At 73.5% G+C, this 23545-nt stretch carries 23 protein-coding genes and 1 pseudogene; 11 read left to right on the top strand and 13 right to left on the bottom strand.

Annotated features, from left to right (window positions below):
- Positions 1-35 precede the first annotated feature (35 nt).
- From IE332_RS33345 to IE332_RS33380, 8 genes are all read right to left on the bottom strand, one after another.
- Positions 36-974 carry a PDR/VanB family oxidoreductase gene (locus IE332_RS33345; protein WP_189923855.1) on the bottom strand — a complete coding sequence of 313 codons (939 nt, stop codon included), beginning with the start codon at positions 972-974 and terminating at the stop codon, positions 36-38.
- Positions 967-1140: a hypothetical protein gene (locus IE332_RS33350; RefSeq protein ID WP_189923857.1), complete on the bottom strand. Its 174-nt coding sequence runs from the start codon at positions 1138-1140 to the stop codon at positions 967-969. The genes IE332_RS33345 and IE332_RS33350 overlap by 8 nt, the downstream gene beginning before the upstream one ends.
- The gene (locus IE332_RS33355; RefSeq protein ID WP_189923859.1) at positions 1137-2147 is read right to left on the bottom strand and encodes an aromatic ring-hydroxylating dioxygenase subunit alpha; all 1011 of its coding nucleotides are present in this window, start codon (positions 2145-2147) and stop codon (positions 1137-1139) included. The genes IE332_RS33350 and IE332_RS33355 overlap by 4 nt, the downstream gene beginning before the upstream one ends.
- Before the next feature lie 81 nt (positions 2148-2228).
- Positions 2229-2984: an IclR family transcriptional regulator gene (locus tag IE332_RS33360; RefSeq protein ID WP_189923861.1), complete on the bottom strand. Its 756-nt coding sequence runs from the start codon at positions 2982-2984 to the stop codon at positions 2229-2231.
- A complete protein-coding gene (locus IE332_RS33365) occupies positions 2981-3436 on the bottom strand; it encodes a MaoC family dehydratase (RefSeq protein ID WP_189923863.1) in 456 nt (151 codons plus the stop codon). Before IE332_RS33365 ends, IE332_RS33360 begins: the two co-directional genes overlap by 4 nt.
- A gap of 29 nt (positions 3437-3465) precedes the next feature.
- The gene (locus tag IE332_RS33370) at positions 3466-4959 is read right to left on the bottom strand and encodes an acyl-CoA synthetase (protein WP_189923866.1); all 1494 of its coding nucleotides are present in this window, start codon (positions 4957-4959) and stop codon (positions 3466-3468) included.
- A gap of 22 nt (positions 4960-4981) precedes the next feature.
- On the bottom strand, positions 4982-5854 hold the full coding sequence (locus IE332_RS33375; RefSeq protein ID WP_189923966.1) for an amidohydrolase family protein: 873 nt from the start codon (positions 5852-5854) through the stop codon (positions 4982-4984).
- 41 nt (positions 5855-5895) lie between these two features.
- Positions 5896-6798, bottom strand: a complete 903-nt coding sequence (locus IE332_RS33380) for an SDR family oxidoreductase (RefSeq protein ID WP_189923868.1) — start codon at positions 6796-6798, stop codon at positions 5896-5898.
- A gap of 154 nt (positions 6799-6952) precedes the next feature.
- On the opposite strand from IE332_RS33380, the gene IE332_RS33385 reads away from it, so the two are divergent.
- The 11 genes from IE332_RS33385 (at position 6953) to IE332_RS33435 (ending at position 17850) form a co-directional block, all read left to right on the top strand.
- Positions 6953-7771, top strand: coding sequence for a PaaX family transcriptional regulator (locus tag IE332_RS33385; RefSeq protein ID WP_268256658.1), 819 nt, complete (start codon positions 6953-6955; stop codon positions 7769-7771).
- 190 nt (positions 7772-7961) lie between these two features.
- On the top strand, positions 7962-9302 hold the full coding sequence (locus IE332_RS33390) for an alpha/beta hydrolase (protein WP_189923870.1): 1341 nt from the start codon (positions 7962-7964) through the stop codon (positions 9300-9302).
- Positions 9303-9568: 266 nt separating this feature from the next.
- Positions 9569-9835, top strand: a complete 267-nt coding sequence (locus IE332_RS33395; protein ID WP_189923872.1) for an acyl carrier protein — start codon at positions 9569-9571, stop codon at positions 9833-9835.
- 35 nt (positions 9836-9870) lie between these two features.
- Positions 9871-11109: a beta-ketoacyl-[acyl-carrier-protein] synthase family protein gene (locus IE332_RS33400; protein ID WP_189923874.1), complete on the top strand. Its 1239-nt coding sequence runs from the start codon at positions 9871-9873 to the stop codon at positions 11107-11109.
- Positions 11109-11957: an alpha/beta fold hydrolase gene (locus IE332_RS33405; protein ID WP_229929109.1), complete on the top strand. Its 849-nt coding sequence runs from the start codon at positions 11109-11111 to the stop codon at positions 11955-11957. Before IE332_RS33400 ends, IE332_RS33405 begins: the two co-directional genes overlap by 1 nt.
- 32 nt (positions 11958-11989) lie before the next feature.
- Positions 11990-12976 (top strand): hotdog family protein, encoded by a 987-nt coding sequence (locus IE332_RS33410; protein WP_189923877.1) that lies wholly within the window; start codon positions 11990-11992, stop codon positions 12974-12976.
- A complete protein-coding gene (locus IE332_RS33415; protein WP_229929110.1) occupies positions 12973-14082 on the top strand; it encodes a beta-ketoacyl synthase N-terminal-like domain-containing protein in 1110 nt (369 codons plus the stop codon). The genes IE332_RS33410 and IE332_RS33415 overlap by 4 nt, the downstream gene beginning before the upstream one ends.
- A 19-nt stretch (positions 14083-14101) precedes the next feature.
- Positions 14102-15130 carry an ApeI family dehydratase gene (locus IE332_RS33420; protein WP_189923879.1) on the top strand — a complete coding sequence of 343 codons (1029 nt, stop codon included), beginning with the start codon at positions 14102-14104 and terminating at the stop codon, positions 15128-15130.
- Complete coding sequence (gene fabG, locus IE332_RS33425; protein ID WP_373313909.1) at positions 15127-15894, top strand: 3-oxoacyl-[acyl-carrier-protein] reductase; 768 nt, start codon at positions 15127-15129, stop codon at positions 15892-15894. The genes IE332_RS33420 and fabG overlap by 4 nt, the downstream gene beginning before the upstream one ends.
- Positions 15894-16616 (top strand): 2-hydroxychromene-2-carboxylate isomerase, encoded by a 723-nt coding sequence (locus IE332_RS33430; protein WP_189923887.1) that lies wholly within the window; start codon positions 15894-15896, stop codon positions 16614-16616. Before fabG ends, IE332_RS33430 begins: the two co-directional genes overlap by 1 nt.
- 55 nt (positions 16617-16671) lie before the next feature.
- Positions 16672-17850 (top strand): acyl-CoA dehydrogenase family protein, encoded by a 1179-nt coding sequence (locus IE332_RS33435; RefSeq protein ID WP_189923889.1) that lies wholly within the window; start codon positions 16672-16674, stop codon positions 17848-17850.
- A 99-nt stretch (positions 17851-17949) separates the two neighbouring features.
- Here the strand turns inward: IE332_RS33435 and IE332_RS33440 are convergent, their stop codons facing one another.
- From IE332_RS33440 to IE332_RS33460, 5 genes and pseudogenes are all read right to left on the bottom strand, one after another.
- On the bottom strand, positions 17950-18711 hold the full coding sequence (locus IE332_RS33440; protein WP_189923891.1) for an AfsR/SARP family transcriptional regulator: 762 nt from the start codon (positions 18709-18711) through the stop codon (positions 17950-17952).
- A 62-nt stretch (positions 18712-18773) separates the two neighbouring features.
- Entirely contained in the window at positions 18774-19727 is a 954-nt protein-coding gene (locus IE332_RS33445) for a TauD/TfdA family dioxygenase (protein ID WP_189923893.1), read from the bottom strand.
- Positions 19728-19862: 135 nt separating this feature from the next.
- Positions 19863-22082, bottom strand: a complete 2220-nt coding sequence (locus IE332_RS33450) for an MMPL family transporter (RefSeq protein WP_189923895.1) — start codon at positions 22080-22082, stop codon at positions 19863-19865.
- A 168-nt stretch (positions 22083-22250) separates the two neighbouring features.
- The gene (locus IE332_RS33455; protein WP_189923897.1) at positions 22251-22976 is read right to left on the bottom strand and encodes an acyl-CoA dehydrogenase family protein; all 726 of its coding nucleotides are present in this window, start codon (positions 22974-22976) and stop codon (positions 22251-22253) included.
- Positions 22973-23545 (bottom strand): annotated as a pseudogene (locus IE332_RS33460) (hypothetical protein); the annotation flags it as partial. The pseudogene IE332_RS33460 and the gene IE332_RS33455, both read right to left, overlap by 4 nt.

Raw genomic sequence — 23545 nt, forward strand, 5'->3', positions numbered from 1 at the left:
GACGAGGCATCAGCTGGGGACCCCCGGCTCGGAGGTCAGAGGTCCAGGACCAGCCGGTTCCCCAGGCAGCGGGAGACGCAGATCAGCATGGTGGCCCCGGCCGCCCGCTCCTCCGCCGTGAGCAGTGAATCGCGGTGGTCGGGGACGCCCTCCAGGACGTCCGTCTCGCAGGTGCCGCAGGTGCCCTCGGTGCAGGAGTAGAGGGCCTCGACGCCGGCTGCGCGGACGGTGTCCAGGACGGAGGTGTGCTCGGGGACGGTCAGGGTCAGGCCGGAGCGGGCCAGGACGAGTTGGAACGGGGTGTCGGGGGAGGCGGCCGGGGTGCGCGGGCGGAAGCGTTCCAGGTGGGGCTCCGGCCGGCCGGTCGCCGCGCTGTACTGCTCGACGGCGTCGAGGAGCGGGCCGGGCCCGCAGCAGTAGACGGCGGTGTCCGGTTCCGGTGCGCCCAGGTAGGAGGCCAGGTCCAGCAGGCCGGTCTCGTCCTGCGGCCGGACGGCCACCCGCTCGCCGTGGCGGCCGGTCAGCTCGTCGAGGAAGGCCATGGAGCCGCGCGTGCGCCCGCCGTAGAGCAGGGACCAGTCGGCGCCGGCCGCGTCCACCGCCCGCACCATCGGCAGGACGGGGGTGATGCCGATGCCTCCGGCGATGAAGAGGTACCGACCGGCGGGCCTCAGCGGGAAGTTGTTGCGCGGCCCCCGGGCCCGTACGGTCTCGCCGACCCGTAGCCGCTCGTGCACGAAGGCCGATCCTCCGCGCCCCTCGGGCTCGCGCAGCACGGCGATCCGCCAGACGTCCCGCTCCGCCGGGTCCCCGCAGAGCGAGTACTGACGCTCCAGTCCGTCGGCGAGCAGGAGGTCGAGGTGGGCGCCCGGCTCCCAGGAGGGAAGCCCGCTGCCGCGGAGGGCCAGGGAGACGACGCCGTCGGCCTCCTGGCGGCGGTCGGTCACGACGACGGTGTGGAGGTTCTCAGTCACTCGGTGCCTCGCTCGGGTGTCCGTCCGGGTGGGCCAGCAGCCAGGCCCACATCGCGACCGGTTCGTCGGCCGTGTGCCGCGCGCCGCAGTGGCAGGTGCCGTGCAGCAGATCGGTGCCGGGCTGCCAGTCGACGCGGTTGACCACCGCGCTGGTCGGGCCGGTCATCCGGCGGCCAGCTTCGCGAGGATGCGGCGGGCGGCGAGGCCGCCGGTGTCGATGTTGATGCTGAGCTCCTGGTAGCCGGCCGGCTCGCTGTCGAGCGCGCGCTGAAGCAGGTTCAGGGCGTCGACGTCCTGCATCACCACCTGGTGGTTGAAGTCCCGCAGGAACGCGGTGACTTCGTCGTCGTCCGTCGCGAAGTCGCGGGAGACGGCCCAGAAGTCGTAGACCTTGCCGGGTGCGGAAGGGGTGATGGCGTAGGTGATCTCGGTGCGGAACACCGGGGCGTCCTGCCCGGCCGGCATGATCCGGCTGTGCAGCAGGTAGAGGCAGGGGGCGACGTACTCGATGTCCTGCAGGCGGGTGATCCGGCCCTCGATGCCCGTCGAGCGGGCGTAGAAGGGCGGGCACTCGGCGTCCGTCATGTGGCGGGAGACCCGGACGATGCCGGCGTCCTCGTCGACCTCGGTGGTGATGGGGGTCTCGGCGACCTCGGGGGTGCCGATGTAGCCGCCGTGCAGGTAGGTCTCGTGGGAGAGGTCCATCAGGTTGTCGACCAGCAGCCCGTAGTCGCCGTCGATCGGCTCCATGCCGCGGACGGTGACCAGGTCCGGGTCCGCCAGGTGCGGGGCGCGCGGGATCAGCTTCTCGTCGGCCGTCGCCGGGTCGCCGATCCAGACCCAGACGAAGGAGTCGAGCTCGACCGCCGGATAGGCGGCGACCCGGGCGGTGCGGGGGATGCGCTGCTGGCCGGGGACGGAGACGCAGGCGCCGGCGGTGTCGTAGGTGAAGCCGTGGTAGCCGCAGACGATCCGGTCGCCGTCCAGGCGGCTCGCCGAGAGCGGGTAGCGGCGGTGCACGCAGCGGTCGGCGAGGGCGACGACGCGCCCGTCCGCCTCGGTGCGGTAGAGGACGATCGGTTCGCCGAGGATCGTCCGGCCGAGCAGCTCGCGGCCGATCTCGCTGCCGTAGGCGGCGACGTACCACTGGTTGCGGGCGAAGGCGGTGGCCATGGGGCACTCCCGTCGCTGAGGGGTGGGGGTGGGTGCGACGAGGTTCGCAGGGGCGCGGTGCCGCTCACAACGGGACTTCCGTCAGGTGGAAGTCCGCCCGAGGGCGCGGGAGATGCCCAGCCCGGCGACCCGGACGGCGGGAGCCAGGGCGCTCGGCGCGGCACCCTCGACCGGCACCACGACGGACACGGAGGCCACCACCTCTCCCCGCGGCCCGCGCACCGGTGCCGCCACCGACAGTGCGTCCTCGGTGATCTGACGGTCACTCACCGCGAAGCCCGACCGGCGCACCTCGGCGAGCAGCCGCCGCAGCCGCACCGGATCGGTCACCGTGTGCGGCGTGAACGCGGCCAACTCCTGGGCCAGGCAATGCTCCTTGACCTCAGGGGTGCTGTGGGCGAGCAGCACCAGACCGACGCCGGTCGCGTGCAGCGGCCACCGCGCGCCGACCTCGGTCCGCACCCCCACGGCCGAGCGGCCCGAGATCCGCTCGATGTAGACGACCTCCAGGCCGTCCCGCACCGCGAGTTGCACGTTCTCATGGGTGGCCTCGTACAGGTCCTCCAGGAACGGCATCGCGGCCTCGCGCAGTGCGAGGCCGCGCGGGGCGAGGGAACCGAGCTCCCACAGCCGCAGGCCGATGTGGTAGACGCCCTCCCGGTCGCGTTCGAGCGCGCCCCATGCCGTCAGCAGCCCGACGAGGCGGTGCGCGGTCGGCAGGGTGAGCCCGGCGCGCCGCCCGATCTCGGTCAGCGACAGGGCCGGGCCGGCGTGCCCGAAGGCCGCCAGCACGGCGAGCAGCCGGTCGGCGGCCGAACGGGGGGCCGGGTCGGTCACGCGTAGAAGCGGTAGACGGCCTGGGCGACGGCGGCGGGCTTGGGCCGGCCGTCGATCTCGACGGTCAGGTCGACGGTGACCTCCGCGCCGCCCTTGACCTCGGTGACCGAGGCGATCGCGCCGTGGGCGCGGATCTTGGCGCCGACCAGGACGGGGGAGGGGAAACGGACCTTGTTGAGGCCGTAGTTGACGGCCATGCCGACGCCCTGGACCTCCAGCAGCTCGCTCCACAGCGGGATGAGCAGCGAGAGGCTCAGGTAGCCGTGGGCGATGGTGCCGCCGAAGGGGCCGGTCTTGGCGCGCTCGGCGTCGACGTGGATCCACTGGTGGTCGTCGGTGGCGTCGGCGAAGGTGTCCACCCGCTCCTGGGTGATCTCCAGCCACTCGCTGCGGCCGAGGTCGGTGCCGCCGAGTTCGAGCAGTCCGGCGATGCCGTTGACGGTACGGGACATGGGGGAAGCCTCTCTGAGTGGTCCAGGGGTCAGCGCTGCCCGTAGGCGGCCCGGAGCGGGCCCTTGAGCAGCTTGCCCGCGCCGCTGCGCGGGAGGGTGTCGGCGAGGAGCACCGACTTGGGGATCTTGTAGCGGGCGAGCCGTCCGTCCAGGTGGGCGGTCAGTTCCTCGACGCCGGCCGCGGCGCCCGGCCGCAGGACGACGACGGCGCGGCCGACCTCGCCCCACTTCTCGTCCGGGACACCGAAGACGGCGCACTCGGCGACGGCCGGGTGCTCCAGCAGGGCGTTCTCGACCTCGGCCGGGTAGACGTTCTCGCCGCCGGAGATGAACATGTCCTTCAGCCGGTCGACCAGCCGGACGTAGCCCTCGGCGTCCACCGCGGCGATGTCGCCGGAGCGGAACCAGGAGCCGTCCCGGAAGGCGTCGGCGCTCTCCTCGGGACGGCCCCAGTAGCCGGGCGTGACATTGGGCCCGGCGACCAGCACCTCGCCCGGCTCGTCCACCCCGGCCGGTTCGCCGGCCGGGTCCACCAGCCGTACGTCCGTGAAGAAGTGCGGTACGCCCGCCGTGCCGGCGCGGGTCAGCGCGTCCTGCCGGTCCAGCAGCAGGACGCCGGGGGAGGCCTCGGTCATCCCGTAGCCCTGGACGAAGGCCAGGCCCCGGTCGAGGTAGCGGCGGATGATCCGGGCCGGGACGGGGGCGCCCCCGCAGAGCAGGTTGCGCAGGCTGCCGAGGTCCGCTTCCGCCCAGCCGGGCGCGGCGGCCACCGCGTCGTACATCGCGGGGACGCCGAACAGGCAGGTGACCCGGTGGCGTTCGATCAGCTCCAGGGCGCGGGCGGGGTCGAAGGCGGACTCCAGCACGGCCGTGCCGCCCTTGAGCAGTGTGGGCAGGCAGGTCATGTTGAGGGCGGCGGTGTGGAACAGCGGCGCGCTGACCAGGGTGACCTCGTCGGTCGAAAGGTCCACGTCGACCAGGACGTTGAGGCTGTTCCACAGGATGTTGCCGTGGGTGAGCATCGCGCCCTTGGGGGAGCCGGTGGTCCCCGAGGTGTACATGATCATGCACAGGTCGTCCGGGCCGACCGGCACGTCGAGCGGCTCGGCCGGGGCCTCGGCCAGCAGCGCCTCGTAGGCTTCGCCCTCGGCCTCCAACAGCTCGACGTCCCCGGCGAGTTCGACGGCATCGGAGTGACGTACCGTCAGCAGCAGTCTGCTGCCCGAGTCCTGGAGCTGGTGGCGCAGTTCCGGCACGGCGAGGCGGGTGTTGAGCGGGACGAAGACCGCGCCGAGCTGTCCGGCGGCGAACAGGGCCTCCAGGAACGCGGGGTGGTTCGGCCCCAGGAAGGCCACCCGGTCGCCGGGCCGCACGCCGCGGGCGCGCAGCAGGTGGGCCAGGCGGGTGGTCCGGTCGTACAACTCGGCGTAGCCGGTGGCGCGTTCTTCGTGGAGCAGGGCGGTGCGGTGCGGGGTCTTGCGGGCCCGGCGGGCGGGCCAGGATCCGATGCCTTGGTTCTGCAACGCGGGACTCCCTTGTCTGGCGTCACTGCTGCTTGTCGAGGCCGAGCAGCCTGGCGGCGTTCTCCTTGAGGATCTTCGGTCGGACCTCGTCCTTGATCGGGAGCTCGGCGAAGTCGGCGAGCCAGCGGTCCGGGCTGATCAGCGGGTAGTCGGAGCCGAACAGCACCTTGTCCTTGAGCAGGCTGTTGGCGTACTGGACCAGCTGCGGCGGGAAGTACTTCGGCGACCAGCCCGAGAGGTCGATGTACACCTGCGGCTTGTGGGTGGCCACCGCCAACGCCTCGTCCTGCCAGGGGAACGAGGGATGGGCGAGGATGATCGGCATCCCGGGGAAGTCGGCGGCGACGTCGTCGACCAGCATCGGGTTGGAGTACTTCAGCCGGATGCCGCCCCCGCCCGGCGCCCCCGCGCCGATCCCGGTCTGGCCCGTGTGGAAGACGGCGATCGCGCCGGCCTCCTCGATGGCCTCGTACAGCGGGTAGGCCATCCGGTCATTGGGGTGGAAGGCCTGGACGTTGGGGTGGAACTTGAAGCCCCTGACTCCGAACTCACCGACCAGCCTGCGGATCTGCCGTACGGCCATCTTCCCCTTGTACGGGTCGACGCTCGCGAAGGGGATGATCACATCGGGGTTCTCCCGCGCGGCCTCCGCGACCTCCTCGTTGGGGACGGCCGGGGTGCCGGTGGCCGCCTCGGCGTCCACGGTGAAGACCACGCAGGCCATCCGTCGCTCGCGGTAGTACGCGGCGATCTCCGGGAGGGTCGGGCGGCGGTGCTCCGCCTTGAAGTACGCCCCGGCGGCGGTGTCCAGCTCTTCCGAGAGCGAACCCTGGCCGCGTGAGTCCACCTCGGCGTGGGTGTGCATGTCGACGGCGACGAGTTCGTCGATGTTCATCGGGCGGAACCCCGGTTCATCGTTCATCGGGCGCACTCCCTTCAGACCCGGGGCGCCGGGATGCCGTACGTCTCCGGTACGCGCCCGACCGAGACCGGCCAGGCGGCGGCGATGGCGTCCGCGCTCCAGCCGCCGTCGGCGTAGGCGACGGAGACCTCCTGCGGGTGCGACCACAGGGCCAGCTTGTCGCCGCCGATGCCGATGCACTGCCCGGTGATCCCGGCGGAGGCCTCGGAGGCGAGGAAGGTGACCAGCGGGGCGACGTCCGCGGCGGTGCCGAAGCCCTCGCCCTTGCGCAGGCCGTCCGGCAGCGGGGTGCCGTGCTGCTCGAGGGCGTCGATGTGCGGGGCGAAGGCGGGGATGGTCCTGGTCATCGCCGTGGCCGCGACGGGGATCACGGCGTTGGCGGTGATGCCGGCCTTGGCCAGCTCCATCGCCCAGGTGCGGACCATCGCGGCGATGCCCGCCTTGGCGGCGGCGTAGTTGGTCTGGCCGAAGTTGCCGCGCTGCCCGGCGGGGGAGCCGGCCACGATGATCCGCCCGCCCTCGCCCTGCTCGCGCATCCGCTCCACGGCGGCCCGGACGCAGGTGAAGGTGCCGCGCAGATGGACCTGGACGACGGTGTCGAAGTCCTCGTCGGTCATCTTCCACAGCACCCGGTCGCGCAGCACGCCCGCGTTGGTGACCATGACGTCCAGCCGCCCGAAGGCCTCGACGGCGCGGGCGACCAGGGCATCGGCGGCTTCGGCGGTGCCGACGGCGGCGACCTCGGCGACGGCCCGGCCGCCGGCCGTCTCGATCTCCTTGACCGCGGTGGCCGCCGCGTCCGCGTCGACGTCGTCGACCACGACGGCCGCGCCCGCGGCGGCGAGGGCCTTGGCGTAGGCGAGCCCGAGGCCGCGACCGCTGCCGGTGACGACGGCGACCTTGCCGGTCAGATCCATGCGACTGCTCCTTGGCTGGGGTGTCGGGGTGTGTCGGGATGTGCTGGGGTGTGGCTGTCGGTGCGCTCAACTTAGGCAGATTCATGTCGGCCGTCAATGGAACTGCCGAATATTCGGACCCATTCGCGCCCCGGTCGCCGGAGCGCCCTACGCTGTGCCGGTGACCAGTCCCGATCTCGCCCCGCGTCCCCAGTCGCTGATGCTCAGCTTCTTCGGCATCCATGTGCTCGGCCGGGACATCGCCCTGTCCTCCGCCTGTGTGATCGACGTGTTCGCGCGGATCGGCGTCACCGAGGAAGCCGTTCGCTCGACCCTCACCCGCATGGTCAACCGCGGACTGCTGGAGCGGCACCGCCAGGGCCGGAAGATGTACTTCGCGCTGACCCCCCGCGCCGTCGCCGTGCTGCAGGACGGGCACGACCGGATCTGGCGCACCGGCGCGGTCAACCGCGACTGGGACGGCCAGTGGACGCTGGTCGGCTTCTCCCTGCCGGAAGCCTGGCGGCGTGAGCGGCACGATCTGCGCTCCCGGCTGACCTGGGGCGGATTCGGTCCGCTGCAGAGCGGCCTCTGGGTCGCGCCGGGCGTCGTGGACGTCACCGCGCTGCTGGAGGACCTCTCCCTCGCCGCCCACCTCCGGGTCTTCCGCGGCACGGTCCTCGAACCGACGGAGGTGGCGCAGGTGGTGGAGTCGGCCTTCGACACCACGGCGATCGCCGCCGAGTACCGCGCCTTCCTGGAGCGCTGGAGCGGGCCCGAGGCCGGCGGGCCCGACCCGCTGGGCGGGCAGCTGCTGCTGCACACCGACTGGCTGGAGCTGGTCCGCCGGGACCCGCACCTGCCCGCGGAGCACCTGCCCGCCGACTGGCCGGCGATCCGCGCCGAGGAGCTGTTCCACGCCCTGGCCCAGCGCTGTGCGGCCGCCGCGCGGGGGGAGGCCCAGCGGGTCCTGGACGCGATCCCGGCGCAGTGACGGCTCTCCCGTGAGGGCTCTCCCGTGATGTCGAAGCACGGGATCGCCGTCGGCGAAGATTGGGCACTGTCTTGACCGTCGCCAAAAAATCGCCCTACATTCAACGAGTCCTCGGCCCGCGCCGGCGCTCCCGCCGAGGCACACCTCCCCCGCTCCTTCCGAACCCACCCCCGAGAAGGATCACCTCACCATGGGCACACGCCTCTCGCGCCGGCTCGCCGCCGGCTGCACCGCTCTCGCCCTCACCCTCGCCGCCGCCCCCGCGGTCGTGGCCCACGCCGACACCGCGCCCGTCCACCGCACCGGCACGCTCGCCGACGGCGCCACCTGGGTCGCCGACGTCCCGGCCGACTGGAACGGCACCCTGCTGCTGTACAGCCACGGCTTCGGCCCCACCCAGGCCGGGAACGCCCCCAGCGCGGCCGCCGCCACCGCACTGCTCGCCGAGGGCTACGCGCTCGTCGGCTCCTCCTACGACCCGAACGGGTCCTGGTGGGCCCTCGACAGCGCGGAACGCGACCAGTTCCAGACCGTCGACGCCTTCACCGCCGCCGTCGGCCGCCCCACCCGGACGATCTCCGTCGGCCTGTCCATGGGCGGCCTGGTCAACGCCCAGATCGCCCGCGACTCGCACGGACGGGTGGCCGGCTCGCTCGGGCTCTGCGGACTGGTCGCGGGCGGTGCCGACCTGAACAACTACCAGCTCGCCGGCGAGACCGCCCTCGCCACCCTGCTCGCGCCCGGTGACCGGCTGCGCCTCACCGACTACCCCAGCCAGGCCGCGGCGGCCGCCACCGCCACCACCCTCACCGATGCCGTCAAGGCCGCGCAGGCCACCCCGCAAGGCCGCGCCCGCATCGCCCTGGCGGCGGCCTACCTCAACCTGCCGGCCTGGGCCCCGGGGAAGAACCCGCCCGCCCCCGACGACCCGGCCGGCCAGGAGGCGCAGCAGTACGACTGGCTGGCCTCCGGGCAGCTCAATTTCATCATCACCGGCCGCTACTCGATCGAGCAGGCCGCCGGCGGTGACAGCGGTTCCACCGCCGGACTGAACTGGAAGTCCCTGCTGGCGAGTTCACCCCACCACGGCGAGGTCCGCGCGCTCTACCGGGCCGCCGGTCTCGACCTCGACGAGGACCTTTCCACCCTCCACGCCGCCCCCGCCCATCAGGCCGACCCGGCCGCGACCCGCTGGATGGAGCGGACCTCCACCGCGGGCCAGGGCCTGGACGTGCCGCTGCTCGACATTCACACCACCGCCGACCAGCTGGTCCCCGTCGAGCAGGAGAACGCCTTCGCGGCCCGGGTCCGCGCCGCCGGTGACGGCGCGCTGCTGCGCCAGGCCTACGTCGCCCGCCAGGGGCACTGCGACTTCACCCCCGACGAGGTCCTGGCCGGCCTGCACGCCGTGGTCCGCCGGATCGACACCGGGCACTGGGGCGACACCAGCGCCGCGGCTCTGACCGCCGACCGGCCCGCCGGCACCACGGCCTTCGTCGACTACCGCCCCGCGCGGCTCGTCACCCGCTGACGCTCGCCTCGCTGTTTCCCGGGGGGCGGTCGTGCCCCCCCGCACCTCCCCGCCAGACACGCGCCCCGCGCGGCGGCGAGCCCCGCTGGTCACTCGCACCGCCCGGCCGAGCTGCCGGAAGGGCCGCAGGATCCGGCGGCGGCGAAGAGCTCCTGCCGCTTGGCGGCGCCCCGTCGGGGGGCACTGTCAGCCGGGCGTCAGTACGGCGTCAGGAGGGGTGGCCAGAATCGCTGGCACAAGCTGACCGAACACCTTCTGGAGGCGACATGCCCAGCACCGACGGCGCCGTGAAGCTCACCGCCGAGCAGCGCGCGCAGATCAAGGACATCGTCTGCGAGATCCTGGAGATCGAGCCCGAGGAGATGACCGACACCAGCCTCTTCAAGGAGGCGCACGGTGCCGACTCGCTCGGCTCGATCGAGATCCTCTCCTCCCTGGAGCGCACCTTCGACGTGGAGATCGACCAGTCGCAGCTGACCCGCATGGTCAACCTGGACGGTGTGGTCGCCGTGGTCGAGGACGCGTCCAAGTAACCGACGGAAGCCTGGCGCGGACGGAGGGGCACAGGGTGGACGAGGTAGACGAGGCGCGCAGGGCGCCGCACCGGGTGGTGATCACCGGGCTCGGGGTGGTCACCAGCATCGGCATCGGGGTGCCGGAGTTCCTGGCGGGGCTGCGTTCCGGCCGCAGCGCCGTCAAGCCGATCACCGCTTTCGACACGGCCGGCTTCGCGTACTCCAACGGCTGCGGGATCGAGGACTTCGACCCCGCCGACTGGATCAAGACGGTGGATCCGCAGGAGCTGGGCCGGGCCGCCCAGTTCTCGGTGGCGGCGGCGCGGATGGCCGCCGCCGACGCCGGGCTGGCGCCCGCGGACCTGCGGGACCGCCGGGTGCTGGTGTCGGTGGGCACCACCGACGGGGAGTCGCGCGACCTGGACGAACTGATCGAACGTCAGCTCGCCGAAGGGCCCGAGGCGTTGGACCCGGTGGTGGCCCGCCGGGCGACGGCCGGGCTGCTGTCCGCCAGCGTGGTCCGGGAGCTGGAGCTGGTCGACGCGGAGGCGGTCACCATTCCGACCGCCTGCGCGGCCGGCAACTACGCGATCGGCTCCGGGTACGACGCCATCCGGGCCGGTGAGGTCGAGGTGGTGCTGGCCGGCGGTGCCGACGCGATCTGCCGCAAGACCTTCACCGGGTTCTACCGCCTGGGCACCATCGCCCCGGAGGTCTGCCAGCCCTTCGACCGGGACCGCAAGGGCATCCTCACCGGTGAGGGCGCCGGGATCCTGCTGATGGAGAGCCTGGAGTCGGCGCTGCGGCGCGGGGCCCGGATCTACGCCGAGGTGCTGGGGTACGGGCTCAACTGCGACGCGCACCACCCGGTGGCGCCGGACCGGGACTCACTGGCCCGGTGCATCGAACTGGCTCACCGCAACGCCGGGGTGGAGCCCGGGCAGGTCGACTTCATCTCCGCGCACGGCACCGGCACCAAGGCCAACGACGTGACGGAGGCGGGCGCGATCCGTCAGGTCTTCGCCGAGCCGCCGCCGACCGTCTCGGTCAAGGGCATGCTCGGGCACACCATGGGCGCGGCCAGTGCGCTCGCCTCGGCGGCCTGCGCGCTGGCCATCACCGAGGGCTTCATCCCGCCGACGGTGAACCACCGGGAGACCGACGAGGAGTGCGGCCTCGACCCGGTGCCCAACCACGCCCGCACGGCCGACGTGCGGGTGGTGCAGAACAACGCCCTCGCCTTCGGCGGCAACAACGCCGTGCTGATCCTCGGTCGCTACGGGCCGGAGTGATGGCCGGTGCGACGACGGGCGCGGCGACCGGGTCCGGCCGGCCGCGCCCGCGCGGACCGGCGGAGCCGGCGGGCCCCGCCCGCTCCGGCGGCCCGGTCCGGGCGCTGCTGCTGCACGGACTGGGCGGCCGGCCCTCGGTCTGGGACCGGTTCGCCGGCCCGCTGACCGAGGCGGCCGGCCGGCTGGAACTCTGGGACGTGGAACTGCCGTGGCTCGCGATGGCGGACGCCGGCTGGAGCCACCGGGCGGACCCGGTGGAGCTGCTGGCCGAGGCCGTGGACGAGGCGGTGGACGAGCGCTTCGACGTCCTGGTGGCCCACTCCTTCTCGGCCTGCCTGCTGGTCGAGGCCTTCGCCCGGGGGCGGATCCGCCCCCGGCCCACCGTCCTGATGAACCCCTTCCACCGGCCGAACCCGGACGACTTCGACTGGCGGACCATCAGCTACTGCCTCAACGAGTTCCACCGGACCTTCGCCGAGGCCCTGGAGGTCGGCGACACCGGCCGGTTCTCCCGGGCGCACCGGGACTGGCTGGCCGCCAAACTGCGCGACCAGGTGGGCCCGTACGGCTGGATGAGGTTCTTCGAGACCTATCTGCGCTCGCCGTTCCTGGACCTCGACGCCGTCCGCGCCCCCGTTCTGGTGGTGTCCGGTGAGCGGGACATCGCCGCGCCCGCCGAGGACGGCAGGCTGCTCGCCGACCGGCTGCCCGACGGGCGCTACCACCTGGTCGAGGGCGGCCGGCACTTCCCCATGGTCGAACAGCCGGACCGGATCGCCCGGTTGGTCGCCGACTTCCTGCACGACACCGGTGTCCTGCGCGACACCGACGTCCTTCACACCTCTTGAGCCCCTCAAGCCCCTTGAGCCCCGGAGCCGACATGAGCCAGCCCGCAACCACCGACGCCGTCACCCGGACCGAGATCCGGCCCCGCTACGAGGGGTCCAACATCTGCACCTGGATCGGCTTCAAGCACGTCAACTACATGGTCGAGGAGGCGGTGTACGACCACTTCCGCCAGCAGGGCCACCCGGCCGGCGAGCTCTACGAGCGCTTCGGCCTGGGCACCGACATCACCCGGATCGACACCAAGATCCTCACCGCCTTCCACATCGACGACCTCGCCACCGCCACCGTGCGCCCGACCGGCGTGACCGAGCGCGGCGCCGGTTTCACCGTCGAGCTGACCGTCGAGCGGGACGGCGAGACGGTCCGGGCGGTCGTCTCCAAGGTGGCCGTCCAGCTGCGCCTGGACCCGCGCGGCCACGCCGTCGAGCCGGCGCCCGCCGCGCTGGCGCCGTTCGTCGTCGACCGGCTCGGCGCCACGGCCGGTGCCAAGGCCACGGCCGCGGCCGTCGAGCCGGTCACGGTCGACGCCGACGGGGACCCGCTGGCCGCGCTGACGGCCGGCAGCAACTCCTTCGGCTGGGCCTGGCGGATGCCCTACTTCTACTGCCACTTCACCGAGCGCGTGCAGATGTCCGGCTACCTGCGCCAGATGGAGGAGGTCGTGGACCTCTTCCTGGAGGACCGCGGCGTCTCCATCAAGACCCTGCTCGACGAGCAGGACTGGATCCCGGTCGTCCCGCACTCCGTCATCGAGATCCTCGACGAGGCGCGGATGGAGGAGACCCTCTACACCGTCTACACCGTCGAGAACGTCTTCAAGCGGTTCACCTACACCGCGCGGATGGACTGCTACGTGCTGCGCGACGGCGAGCTGGTGAAGACCGCCACCGGGAAGATCACCCACGGCTGGGCCGTGATCGAGAACCGGCGCGACTGGACCCTGGTGGACTTCGACGACCGCCTCCTCAACGGCATCAACGGCAAGGCGGGCCGGATCAGCGGGCGGGGGTCGGCGTGACGACCGCGGCACCCGCGACCACGGGGGCGGGCCCGGTCGGGGCCGCGGGGGACGAGCTGGTGCTCACCGCCTGGTCGGCGGTCACACCCTTCGGACTGGACCGCGCGGAGTTCGGCGCCGGCGTGCTGGCCGGCCGCACCGCGGTCGGCGAGCTGGACCGCGAGCAGTACCCGGGCCCGTACGCGCGGGCCGGGCTGGTGCCCGGGTTCAGCGCGGCGGAGGCGCTCGGCCGCAAGGGGACCAGGACCATGGACCGGGTCACGGCGCTGGCCGTGACCGCCGTGGACCGGCTCATCGCCGAGTGCGGCCCCGGGCTGCTGGAGCGGCCGGAGCGGGTCGGCCTGGTGCTGGGCACCGGGCACGGCAGCGTGCAGAGCATCATGGACTTCACCCGGGACTCGCTGACCGGGGAGAAGCCGTACCACGTCGACCCGGCCCGCTTCCCCAACACGGTGATGAACCGGGCCGCCGGGCAGAGCGCCATCTGGCACGGCATCAAGGGGCCCAACAGCACCATCGCCGGCGGCCGGCTGACCGGACTGCTCGCGCTGAACTACGCCGCGCGGCTGCACCGGGGCGGCCACTGCGACCAGGTGATCTGCGGCGCGGCCGAGGAGTACTCGGTGCAGCGGGCCTGGCTGGAGTGGGCCGGCGGCACCGGGGCGGAGGAGCTCGGCGAGGGCGGCACCGTCGTCCTGCTGGAGTCCGCCGCCGGGGCGGCCGCGGCCGGGCGCCGGCCGCTGGCCCGGCTGCTCGGCGTCCGGTTCCGGGCCCACCAGGGGCCGGGCACCGCGGGCGCCGCGCTGACGGCCTGCGTGCGCGCGGCGCTGGAGCGGGCCGGGCGCTCCGCCGAGGAGGTCCGGCTGGTGGCCCCGCTCGGCGGGGACGAGGAGTGGGACGCCGTGGTCGAGGCGCTCGGCGGCGCCGCGCCGCGCCGGCTGGACTGCCGGCCGCTGACCGGCGACACCGCCGCGGCCGCGACCAGCCTCCAACTGGCCGCCGTGCTGGCCTCGGTGGAGCGCGGCGAGCTGTCCGAGGGGCAGCTCGCGCTGGTCACCGGGACCGACCGTGACGGCCAGGTCGGCTGCGCCGTACTGGGCGTCTGAGGAGCGGTCGGAGAGGCTCATGCTGATCAATCAACTGTTCGATCCGCCGGAGCTCCCGGACCGCACCGTGGAGCAGGACGGCACCGTCCTGCTCCACGGGAAGGTCGGGATCCCGGTCACGGACCCGCTCCTGGACGGGCACTACCCGGGCTTCCCGCTGGTGCCCGGCCTCTTCCTGGTCCAGCACGTGCACGCGCTGGCCTCGGCGGCGCTGGAGCGCCGGGCCGACCTCCCGCTGGTGCTGGAGAAGGCCAGGTTCCTGCGGCCGGTCCGGGCGGGGGAGCAGGTGCTGGTGACGGTGCGGCTGACCCCGGCCGGCCCGGCCGGTCCGGGCGCCTCCGCCACCGACGCCCTGGCCACCGCCGAACTGCGGGCCGACGGGCAGCCCGCGGCCGAGTTCCGGATCCGCTACCCGGAGGGGAGGCCGGACCCGGTCGGCACGACCGGCAACAGCACCACCGCCGGCGACGCGACCGAACCGGCCGGCACGCTCCACCGGATCAAGGCGACCATCCCGCACCGGCACCCCGTGCTGCTGGTGGACCGGGTGGTCGAGGTGGAACCGGGCAGCCGGCTGCTCGCCCGCAAGGCGGTGACCGCCGCCGAGCCGTGCTACGCCGGGCTCGACGACGACGCGCCGGCCGAGCGGTACGCCTACCCGGCCGGCCAGCTGCTGGAGTCCTGGGCGCAGGCCGCCGTCCTGCTGGCCTGCTGGCAGCGGCCCAACCCGTACGTGCTCACCGGCAAGGTGGCGCTGCTGGCCGCGGTCAAGGACTCCAGGGTCCTGGCGGCCGTCCACCCGGGGCAGGTCGTCGAGCACGAGGTCCGGATCGTCCGCGACCTGGGGGACACCGTGATCCTCGGCGGGTCGAGCACCGCCGACGGCCGGCCGGTGCTGGAGGTGGGCCAGTTCACCGTGGCCCTGCGCGGGGCGGAGGTCCTGCGCGCCGAGTCGGCCGACGGCAGCACCGGCGACGCGACCGGCGACAGAAGCAGCGACGGAACCGACGACGGAACCGACGACAGAACCAACGACGGAGAGGGATGACGATGTCCGCAACCGGGCAGAGTGCCGACCCGCGCCGGGTGGCGCTGGTGACCGGGGGGTCCCGGGGCATCGGACGCGCCGTGGTGAACAGGCTGGCGGCCGACGGCTGGGACGTCGCCTTCTGCTACCAGTCCAACCAGGAAGCCGCCGAGCAGGTGGCGAAGGAGGCGCGGGCGCACGGCGCGGCCGTGCTGTGCCGGCGGGTCGACGTGACCGAGGCCGCCGCGGTGGACGCCTTCGTCAAGGAGACCGAACGGGAGCTCGGGCCGCTGGACACCGTGGTCTCCAGCGCCGGCGTGGTGCGCGACAACCCGCTGGTGCTGCTCTCCGCCGCGGACTGGGACGCCGTGCTGCGCACCAACCTCGACGGCACCTACCACGTCTGCCGGGCCGCGGTCTTCGCGATGATGAAGCGCCGGCGCGGCTCGCTGATCACCATGTCCTCGGTCGCCGGGGTGTACGGCCACGCGACGCAGTCCAACTACTCGGCGTCCAAGGCCGGGATCATCGGCTTCACCAAGGCGCTGGCCAAGGAGGTCGGGGTCCGCGGGATCCGGGCCAACGTGGTGGCGCCCGGATTCGTCGACACCGACATGACCGCGGGGCTCGCCCCCGAGGTCGGCGAGCGGATGACGGAGCAGATCCCGCTGCGGCGCTTCGGCCGGCCGGAGGAGGTGGCCGACCTGGTCTCCTTCCTGGCCTCCGAACGGGCCTCCTACATCACCGGCCAGGTCTTCGGGGTGGACGGGGGGCTGGTGCTCTGATGGCCCGTCGCCCGAGTGTGCCGCGCTTCTACTTCTCCCTGCGCAGCCCCTACTCCTGGCTCGCCTGGCGGGAGCTGGTCGAACGCCACCCCGACGTCGCGGACCGGGTCGAGTGGCGACCGTTCTGGGAGCCGGACCGGCGCAGCGGCGAACTGCTCGCCGCGCTCGGCGGGGAGTTCCCGTACTCCGCGATGTCGCGGGCCAAGCACCTGTACGTGCTGCAGGACGTCGCCAGGCTGGCCAAGCGGCTGGACCGCACCCTGGTCTGGCCGGTGGACCGGGACCCGGTGTGGGAGGTCCCGCACCTGGCCTACCTGGTCGCCGAGCGCCACGGTCGCGGCCGCGAGTACGTCGCGGCGGCGTACCGGACCCGGTGGGAGGAGGGCCGGAACATCTGCGACCCGGCCGTGATCGCCGGGATCGGCGACGAACTCGGCCTCGAACCGGAGGAGTTGGCCGGCGCGGCGGAGCAGGACGAGCTGCGCGAGCAGGGCGCCCGGCTGCTGTACGAGGTGTGCCGGGACGGCGTCTTCGGGGTGCCCTTCTTCGTCCACGGCTTCAGCAGGTACTGGGGCCTGGACCGGCTGGCGGACTTCGTGGCGCTGCTGCGCGAACAGGCGCCCCCGGGCGGGCTGCTGACCCCCGCCGGGGCGCTGTCCGTCGCCGAGGCCGCGGCGCCCTCGCCCGGCTCGGACCAGGGCCACGCCGGCGGCTGCGGCTGACCGGGGCGCGGCGGCCGTCCGCGCCGCCGAGCGAAGGATCTTCCGAGGAGGAGAAGTGTTCGAGCTCGACAGCCCGTTCAAGGCGCTGAGCGCCCAGTGCCAGGAATGGGGGCACGACTTCCGGGCGCACGCCCTCGAACTGGACCGCGATCCGGAGGCGATCCGCCGCTACTTCGACCTGCCCGCGGTGCGCTTCCTGGCGACCATGGGCATCCCCGAGGAGTACGGCAACCGGCCCGAGCCCATCGGCGGACACCGGTTCCACGGCGACCGGGCGCTGGAGCGCGTGGTCATCATGGAGGAACTCGCCTGCGCCGACGCCGGGATGCTGGTCGCCTCGCCCGGACCGCTGCTGGCCGGGGTCCTGCTGGAGGTGCTGGGGGACCGGCGCCAGAAGGAGTGGTTCTACGGCCGGATGCTGGCCGATCCGCTCTGGACCTTCTTCGCGCTGACCGAGCCCGACCGGGGTTCGGACGCCAGCGGGATGCGGACCGCGCTCACCCCCGGCCCGGACGGGACCGGCCTGCGGCTCACCGGCGCCAAGCGCTACGTGGGCAACGCCTGCCGGGCCCAGCTCGGCGTGGTCTTCGCGCGGACCGGGCCCGGCCCGCTGGGGGTCAGCGCGGTGCTCACCGAGACCGCCGTGCCGGGCTACTCGGCCGCGCCGCTGCCGATGATCGGCCTGCGCGGGGCGCGGCTCAGCACGATCGAGTTCGACGGGGTGGAGATCGCCGAGGACCGCGTCCTCGGCCGCCACCTGCCCAGGACCCGGCGCGGCACCTGGGCCTTCGTGCAGACCTTCAACCGGCTGCGGCCGGGGGTCGCCGCGATCGCGCTCGGGGTGGCCAGGGCGGCGCACACCTACGTGCTCACCCACCGCCGTTCGCTGCGGCCCGCCGAGCGCGAGCGGCTGGACGGCATCGGCCGGCGGATCGCCGCCACCCGGCGGCTGATCCACGCCGCCGCGGCGGCCGTGGACGCCGACGGGGGCAACGGCTACCTCGCCTCCGCGGCCAAGGCCCGGGCCAGCCGGCTGGCCGAGGAGGTCACCCTGGAGGCCTGCACCTTCTTCGGCCCGGGGGCCCGGCTGGACCACCCGCTGCTGGACAAGCTGGCCCGGGACGCCCGGTCGATGGAGTTCATCGAGGGGACCACCTCGATGCAGAAGCTCAACCTCTTCCAGGGGCTCGTTTCGGGCAAGCTGGAGCGGGCCGGCTCGCCGGCGGCCGGCTGAGCGCAGCCGGAGAGCCGCAGAGCCGCAGAGCCGGAGAACCCAGAACGCCGTCAGGGCCGGTCCGTTCGAAACGGACCGGCCCTGACGGCGTTTGGACCCTCAGTCGGCCACCAGGGTCTGCGAGAGGATCGAACGGTACACCTCCGCCAGGCTGCGCCCGGGCTCCAGGCCCAGCTCGCTGACCAGCCAGCGGCGGGTGCGGTGGAACACGTCCAGGGCCTCGGTCTGCCGGCCGTTGCGGTAGAGCGCGAGCATCAGCTGCTCGGTGAAGCGCTCCCGCCCCGGGTACTGGGTGGTGAGCTGCTTCAGCTCGGAGATGATGCCGCGCTCCTCGCCCAGCGCGAGCTTGGCGGCGATCAGGTCCTCCCGGGCGCTGAGCCGCTGCTCGTCCAGGTGCGAGGCCTCCAGCTGCAGCCGGGGGCCTTCGTAGAGGTCGAGCAGTGCCGGGCCCCGCCACAGCCGGAGCGCCTCCTCCAGCAGGCGTACGGCCTCCTCCGGCCGGGAGGCGGCGGCGGCCGCGCCGCCACGTTCGGCCAGTGACAGGAAGCGGTGCGCGTCCACCGCCTCGGACGGCAGGTTGAGCAGGTAGCCGCCGTAGAGGGTGTGCACCAGTTGGTCGCCGCGGTCGCCGGTGACCGATTCCAGGAACTTGCGCAGCCGTCCTATGTTGGCCTGCAGCGCGTTCCTGGAGTTCTCCATCCGGCGGTCGGCCCAGAGCTGGTCGACCAGGTGGTCGAAGCCGACCGGTTGCCCGGGCGCCAGCGCGAGCAGCGCCAGCACCGTCCGCACCCGCTTCGACGCGAGGTTGTGCCGCCGGCCGTTCCGTACCACCGTCAGTGATCCCAGTAGCTGTAACTCCATGTCCCCCGTCCTCTCCGTGCTCTCCGTCCTGGCCGTCCGGTCCCGATCGGTCCAGGCACCGCTCAGGTCATCGAGACGACCACTTTGCGGGCCCCGGTGAAGGCCTCGCGCCCGTGCAGCATCCGCATGTTGTCGACCACCATCACGTCACCGGGCTGCCAGGGCACGGCGACCTTGTTGCGCGCCATGGCCAGGCGCACCTCGTCCAGGTCCCGGTCCGGGATCTCGCGGCCGTCGCCGTACGTCACCCAGTGCGGCAGGTCGTCGATCCGGTCGACCACCGAGCGCATCAACTCGGCCTCGGCGTCGGGCAGGTTGGACAGGTGCCACTGGTCCGCCTGGTTGAACCAGACCGGCTCGCCGGAGTCCTGGTGCGGGCGCACGCCCGGCCGGTGCTGGCTGACCCGCAGCCCGCCCTCGGCGGTCCACTCGTACTCGGCCTCGGCCTCGGCCAGGAACTTCTCCACCACGGCCCGGTCGTCGGTCTCGTAGGTGGACTGCCAGGACTTGCCCAGGCCAAGCCCGCCATGAAGGTGCTGACGGTATGTCACCCCCCGGCCGGTGTAGCGCTCGCGGACCGCCTCCGGCAGGTCGGCGAGCAGCGCCCGGCCGTCGCAGACCGGCGTCGCGCCGCCGCTCTCGGCCGCCACCACGCAGTGGAAGAACAGCCGGCTGGGCCAGGTGTGGGCGTAGGACATCTCGTTGTGCAGGCTGATCTCGAACCGCGCCGGGTACTCGGTGGAGGTGAACACGCCCTCCGCGACGGCGCTGCGGGGGGTGTCCCCGCCCCGGTAGCTGGCCAGCACCGGGTGGCCGAAGCGGGTCACCGTCCGGTGGAAGGCGTCGATGTCCGGCAGCCCGAGGCCGCGGATCAACAGGCCGCCGTGCTCGGCCAGTCGGGCCTCGACCACGGCGCGCAGCTCGGCCGTGGTCTCCGCGCGCCCGAGGTCGGGAGCGCGGTCCAGTCGCAGGACCGGGAGCGTCGTCCCGCCGTTGCTCACTGTGTCGATGTGCATCCGCAGGTCTCCAATGGAAGAGGGGGTGATCCTGCCCGCAACAGGATCACCCCCCCTATCTATCGGGGACATATATTCGGTTGTCGGTCCGCCGTGCGGGGTCGGCCCGGCCGCCCCGGGCCGCCCGGGGCGGGGTCAGTGGTGGACCGGCAGGTCCCGCTCGGGCAGGGCGACCGGCGCGGCCGCGGTGCCGGCGGCGGCAGTGGCGGTGGCAGTGGCATCGGGGGTGGCGCCGGGCCGGCCGACGGGGCGGGCGGACCAGCGCAGCCGGTGGCCGATCAGCTTCAGCAGGGCCGGCATCACCATCAGCCGGACGATCACCACGTCCACCAGGACCGCCACGCAGAGGCCGAAGCCCAGCTGCTTCATCTCCAGCAGGCTGGTGAACATGAAGCTGACGAAGACCGAGACCATGATGAAGGCGCCGCCGGTGACCACGCCGGCCGACCGGCCGAGGCCCTCGACCAGGGCCTCCGCGGTCGAACTGCCCTTCTCCATCGACTCCTTGATCCGGCTGACCATGAAGACGTTGTAGTCGGTGGAGAGCCCGAAGAGGATCACGAAGAGGAAGATCGGCACCCGGGAGACGATGCTGCCGTCCGCGTGCCGGCCGATCAGGTCGGTGACCGGGCCGGACTGGAAGACCCCGACCAGCATGCCCAGCGCGGCGGCCGAGGAGAGCACGTTCAGCAGGGTGCAGACCAGGGCGATCAGGACCGAGCGGAAGGCGGCCAGCAGCACCGCGAAGCTGAAGAGCAGCAGCAGGCCGATCACCCAGGGCAGTTCGCCGAGCTGGCGGTCCAGCACGTCCTGGTTGCGGGCCACGTCGCCGGTGACGGCGGCCCGGGGGCCGTCCGCCCGGTTCGCGACGGCCGGTACCAGGTCGTGGCGCAGGCGGTCCAGTGCCTGCCGGGCCTGCGGGCCGTCGATCGCGTGGGGCGTGGTCAGGGTGAGCGAGCGGGTGGTGCCGTCGGCGGAGCGCAGCGTGGTGGCCGGCAGCCGGCCGGCGGAGAGCAGCGGGTCGGCGGCGGCCGCGGTGGTCAGCGCGTCGACGGCGGCGTCCGCCTGGGCGGCGGTGCCCTGGACCACGACGGTGAAGGCGGCGCCGGCGGACGGGAAGTGGGCGACCATCCGGTCCCGGGCCTGCACCGCGGGGACCTTGGGCAGGGTGCCGACCTCGGTCGAGATCAGCCGCATCCCGAGGGCGGGCAGGGCGAGCGCGGCGATGACCACGAGTCCGGCGACCAGGGTGCGGCCGGGGTGGCGGACGGCGGGCGCCAGCAGCCGCGGCCAGAGCTTGCCGGGCTCGGAGGACTGCTTCGCCAGGCGGCCGAGCAGCGGCAGCCGGGGGCGGTCGAGCACCCGGCCGAGCTTGACCAGCAGGGCCGGCAGGACGATGACCGAGCCGGTCATGACGATCAGGACCACGATGATCGAGCTGATCGCCAGGGAGGAGAACACCACGTCGCCGATGGCGAACAGGGAGGCCATCGCCAGCATCACGGCCGCTCCGGCCACCAGCGCGGCGCGGCCCGCGGTGGCCGCCGCCAGTTCGATCGCGGCGGCGTCGCCGAGCCGGCCGCCGCTGCGGGCCCGCTCCTCCCGGAAGCGCTTGGTCACCAGCAGCGAGTAGTCGACGCCGACCGCCATGCCCATCAGCAGGATCAGGTTGTTGTTGGTGCCCACGCTCGGGAAGACGTGCGAGAAGAGGGCGGACAGGCCCATCGCCGCGGCGACGCCGGAGAGCGCCAGCAGGACCGGGATGCCGGCGGCGACGACCGCGCCGAAGACCACCATCAGGATCACCAGGGTCAGCGGCAGGGTGAGCTGCTCGCCCAGGGCGAGGTCCTTGCTCATCTGCTTGCCGACGTCGACCGACATCGAGGCGTGGCCGGTCTGCACGATCTGGACCTCGGGGTGGGCCTGCTGCGCCTCGGCGGTGCGCGCCACCACGTCCTTGATGTCCTTGGCCACCGCCACGTCGTCGCCGCGCATCGTCAGCGGGACCAGGTAGGCCTGGCCGTCCGGGGCGCGCAGCGGGTCGCCGACCCGGCTGACGGCCGGCAGCCCGGCCATCCGACGGGCGACGTCCTGGGCGGCGGCCTCGGCGGCGGTGACGTCCAGGGAGCCGCCCCGGGCGGTGACGACGACGTTCTCGACGATCGGCTGCGGGATCCCGCCGGCCTCGGCCATGGCCTCGGCGCGGCCCGCCTCGCCGACCCGGTAGTCGGTGGTGTCGGCCATCCGGGTGCCGGCCGCGGAGCCGACGCCCAGGCAGACCACCACCAGCAGCAGCCAGCTGACGATGGCGCGCCACGGGTGCCGGGCACTCCACGTGGCCAGTCGAACGGTCAAGCGTTGTGCGGTCATGACGCCCCCAGACCTGCCGGTGTTCGCGGTTTCACCTGTCAGTTGATGCTGACAGGTGAATGTACGAGCCGTCAACTGTTACTCGGCTACCAAATGTGAGCGCCCCGTGACCTGGGGGAATCGGTCACGGGGCGCGGCTATGGGGGGTGTCGGTCACCAGGAGCGGCTCCTGGCGGGGCTCGCGGCCGGTTCGCACGGCGGCGGTGCGACGTAGGCCTCGGCCAGCAGTTCGGACAGGTACGCGACCTGTCCGGGGCCGTCGCTGAGGTAGCCGCCGGCGCCGAGCAACTGGACCTGGGCCCGGTCGCAGTGGGTCAGTTGCCGGTGCAGGTCGTGCAGCAGGGCGCCGGGCAGACTCGTCGCGTCCAGCTCGTCGAGGGTGGCCCGCACCTCCAGCTGCTCGGTCAGCGACTCGGCGACGGCCGCCTTCACCAGCTGCTGCTGGATCAGCGGGGTGTCGCCGACCCGACGGTCCGCCAGGTAGCGCAGGGCCGCGTCGCGCAGGCCCTCCGAGATGCCCAGCCGCAGCCAGGCCAGGCCGTAGCGGAAGGCCCGGCCGGCCTGCTCCGGGTCCGGTCCCCGGTCGGACCCCGCGAAGGCGCGGTCGTCGTGCCCGGGGTGGTGGAGCAGGGCGACCGCGCCGCCGGGCAGCTCCACCTCGCCCAGCAGCTTCGGCCGGTCGCCGCCGGGATCGCGCTGCTCCGCGGTGAGCCGGTCGGCCGGCACCACCGCGTGGCCGTGCGGGCCGTAACCGGTCCCGCCCGCCGGCAGGGCCTCGCCGAGCAGGGCGAGGGCCGGGGCCAGCCCGTCCTGCCGGGCCGTGCGGTGGATGAGGATGCAGTCCTGCCGGGTCAGGGCCGGTCCGGTGCTGGTGGTCATGACGCCTCCGCGGGTCGGTCCAGGGTGCAGAGCGCCAGGTCGCCGGTGGTCTCGTCGTGATCGACCAGGACGACCGTCCGGGCCGCCGGCTGCCCGGCCAGGCGGCCCCAGAGCCGCGCGGTGGGGTAGCCGGGCGCGGTCCCGACCGCCTCCGGGTGGCCGGGCAGGTCCCGCCGGGTGACGATGCCGGGGCCGGCCAGGACGGCGGTCCCGTCGCCGGCCGGCAGCAGGTCGGCCAGCCGGTCGCGCAGCCGGTCGACCGGGACCCCGGGGTGGATCTCGGTCCGGGGCGCGCCGAGGGCGCCGTCCCGGGTCAGCAGCATCGCCACCCCCGCGTCGCCGGCCAGCTCGCGGCCGGTGGGGTAGGGGAGCGTGGACTGGTCGAGGACCAGCACCAGGACCCGCTGGTAGTCGTGCCGGCTCGCGTAGGCCTGGGCCAGGCGCAGCGCGGTGAAGGGCGTGCACGGGCCCTGGTCGGAGAGCGAGAACGCGAGCGGCCCGTGCGGCCAGGCGTCGGACAGGTAGGTCGCGGCGGCGGCCCGGCAGTCCAGGTCCGGGGTGGCGTGGGG

Source organism: Kitasatospora xanthocidica (genome assembly GCF_014656195.1).
GTDB lineage: Bacteria > Actinomycetota > Actinomycetes > Streptomycetales > Streptomycetaceae > Kitasatospora > Kitasatospora xanthocidica.